The organism is Pseudohongiella sp. O18 (genome assembly GCF_021729085.1).
Classification (GTDB): Bacteria; Pseudomonadota; Gammaproteobacteria; order Pseudomonadales; family Pseudohongiellaceae; genus Pseudohongiella.
This window is the reverse complement of record NZ_JAJSAR010000004.1, coordinates 1-3,372: the sequence shown is the minus strand read 5'-3', so window position 1 is coordinate 3,372 and position 3,372 is coordinate 1. Positions and strand designations below refer to the sequence as shown.

The window sequence follows — 3,372 nt, the reverse complement described above, 5'->3', positions numbered from 1 at the left end:
GTTCTTTAACAATCGATGAATGAAGACATAGTTTGTTGGTTAATCGTCTTTGCAGTTTAAAGATGATTGATCGATAGAATGTGTATGCTGTTCTTATACAAGCGCAAAAAATCTGTACGATGATCGAAGGCGAGTTTGGTTGTGTAGCGTTAGGCTTTTAAAGAGTCTGAGGTTATATGGTCAAGCAATTAAGCGTACGTGGTGGATGCCTTGGCAGCCAGAGGCGATGAAGGACGTGGTAGGCAACGAAATGCTTCGGGGAGCCGTCAAACAGGCTTTGATCCGGAGGTGTCCGAATGGGGAAACCCGGCCCACTTGTGGGTCATCCCTTACTGAATACATAGGTAAGGGAGGCGAACGCAGGGAACTGAAACATCTAAGTACCTGCAGGAAAAGAAATCAATTGAGATTCCCTAAGTAGCGGTGAGCGAACGGGGAAAAGCCCTTAAGCAACAGCAGTGTTAGTGGAACGGTCTGGAAAGTCCGGCGACAGTGGGTGATAGCCCCGTACACGAAAGCACTGCAGTTGTGAAAACGAGTAGGTCGAAACACGTGTAATTTTGACTGAAGATGGGGGGACCATCCTCCAAGGCTAAATACTCCTGGCTGACCGATAGTGAACTAGTACCGTGAGGGAAAGGCGAAAAGAACCCCGGAGAGGGGAGTGAAATAGACCCTGAAACCGCGTACGTACAAGCAGTCGGAGCAGGCATTGCGTCCTGTGACGGCGTACCTTTTGTATAATGGGTCAGCGAGTTAATGTCAGTAGCAAGGTTAACCGTATAGGGGAGCCGTAGGGAAACCGAGTCTTAACTGGGCGTTTAGTTGCTGGCATTAGACCCGAAACCGGGCGATCTACCCATGGCCAGGTTGAAGGTGCCGTAACAGGCACTGGAGGACCGAACCGGGATCTGTTGAAAAAGATTCGGATGAGCTGTGGGTCGGAGTGAAAGGCTAATCAAGCTCGGAGATAGCTGGTTCTCCTCGAAAGCTATTTAGGTAGCGCCTCGTGGAATTGACTGCTGGGGGTAGAGCACTGTTTCGGCTAGGGGGTCATCCCGACTTACCAACCCGATGCAAACTCCGAATACCAGTAAGTTTTATCACGGGAGACAGACGGCGGGTGCTAACGTCAGTCGTCAAGAGGGAAACAACCCAGACCGCCAGCTAAGGTCCCAAATATCAGTTAAGTGGGAAACGATGTGGGAAGGCTTAGACAGCTAGGAGGTTGGCTTAGAAGCAGCCATCCTTTAAAGAAAGCGTAATAGCTCACTAGTCGAGTCGGCCTGCGCGGAAGATATAACGGGGCTCAAACTGATAACCGAAGCTGCGGATGTGTGCTTAGGCACATATGGTAGAGGAGCGTTGTGTAGGCCGTTGAAGGTGAATCGAGAGGTTTGCTGGAGGTATCACAAGTGCGAATGCTGACATGAGTAACGATAAGGGGGGTGAAAAACCTCCCCGCCGGAAGATCAAGGTTTCCTGTCCAACGTTAATCGGGACAGGGTGAGTCGGCCCCTAAGGCGAGAGCGAAAGCTGTAGTCGATGGGAAATCGGTTAACATTCCGATACCGGCTGTTACTGCGATGGAGGGACGGAGAAGGCTAGGCCAGCGCGGCGTTGGTTGTCCGCGTTTAAGGTAGTAGGCTGGGATTTTAGGTAAATCCGGAATCCTAAGGCCGAGAGCTGATGACGAGCTTACTTTTAAGTGAGCGAAGTGGTTGATGCCATGCTTCCAGGAAAAACTTCTAAGCTTCAGGTAACAGACGACCGTACTGTAAACCGACACAGGTGATCAGGTAGAGAATACCAAGGCGCTTGAGAGAACTTGGGTGAAGGAACTAGGCAAAATGGTACCGTAACTTCGGGAGAAGGTACGCTCCTTTTGGTGAAGCATTTACTGCGTAAGCTAAGAGGAGTCGAAGTGACCAGGTGGCTGCAACTGTTTATTAAAAACACAGCACTCTGCAAACACGTAAGTGGAAGTATAGGGTGTGACGCCTGCCCGGTGCCGGAAGGTTAATTGATGGGGTTAGCTTCGGCGAAGCTCTTGATCGAAGCCCCGGTAAACGGCGGCCGTAACTATAACGGTCCTAAGGTAGCGAAATTCCTTGTCGGGTAAGTTCCGACCTGCACGAATGGCGTAATGATGGCCACGCTGTCTCCACCCAAGACTCAGTGAAATTGAAATCGCTGTTAAGATGCAGTGTACCCGCGGCTAGACGGAAAGACCCCGTGAACCTTTACTATAGCTTCACACTGGACTTTGACACTATCTGTGTAGGATAGGTGGGAGACTTTGAAGCGCTAGCGCTAGCTAGCGTGGAGTCGCCCTTGAAATACCACCCTGGTATTGTTGAGGTTCTAACTCAGTCCCTGAAACGGGGACGAGGACCGTGTGTGGTGGGTAGTTTGACTGGGGCGGTCTCCTCCCAAAGCGTAACGGAGGAGCACGAAGGTACCCTAAGGGCGGTCGGAAATCGCCCATTTAGTGTAATGGCATAAGGGTGCTTGACTGCGAGAGCGACGGCTCGAGCAGGTGCGAAAGCAGGTCATAGTGATCCGGTGGTTCTGAATGGAAGGGCCATCGCTCAACGGATAAAAGGTACTCCGGGGATAACAGGCTGATACCGCCCAAGAGTTCACATCGACGGCGGTGTTTGGCACCTCGATGTCGGCTCATCACATCCTGGGGCTGAAGCCGGTCCCAAGGGTATGGCTGTTCGCCATTTAAAGTGGTACGCGAGCTGGGTTTAGAACGTCGTGAGACAGTTCGGTCCCTATCTGCCGTGGGCGTTGGAGATTTGAGAGGAGCTGCTCCTAGTACGAGAGGACCGGAGTGGACGTTCCTCTGGTGTTCCGGTTGTCACGCCAGTGGCATTGCCGGGTAGCTATGAACGGACAGGATAACCGCTGAAAGCATCTAAGCGGGAAGCCTCCCTCAAGACGAGATCTCCCTGGGGCCTTGTGCCCCCTAAAGTGCCGTTCGAGACCAGGACGTTGATAGGCTGGGTGTGTAAGGGTTGTGAGGCCTTGAGCTAACCAGTACTAATTGCACGTGAGGCTTGACCATATAATCGCAGGTTTTTTAAAGGCGATTGTTAATCGAACGAGTTGTTCGATCAGACGTACAGACAGTTTGTATAACAGCGCATACACGAGAACAAAACGAACACAATCTTCATTCATCAGATTGTCAAAGGGTAAGCGGTGGTCAGCCAACAAAACGGCTGATGCATCCACGGTTTGCCTGACGACCATAGCGAGTGTGAACCACCTGATCCCTTCCCGAACTCAGAAGTGAAACCGCTCAGCGCCGATGGTAGTGTGGGGCCTCCCCATGTGAGAGTAGGACATCGTCAGGCATCAAAA

Annotated in this window: 2 rRNA genes; both read left to right on the top strand. The window is 51.5% G+C overall.

Annotated elements, in window-relative coordinates:
• Positions 1-178: 178 nt before the first annotated feature.
• A 23S ribosomal RNA gene (locus LVD14_RS15400) occupies positions 179-3,073 on the top strand.
• Between the two features lie 176 nt (positions 3,074-3,249).
• Positions 3,250-3,365: ribosomal RNA gene (gene rrf / locus LVD14_RS15395) — 5S ribosomal RNA — on the top strand.
• Positions 3,366-3,372 lie beyond the last annotated feature (7 nt).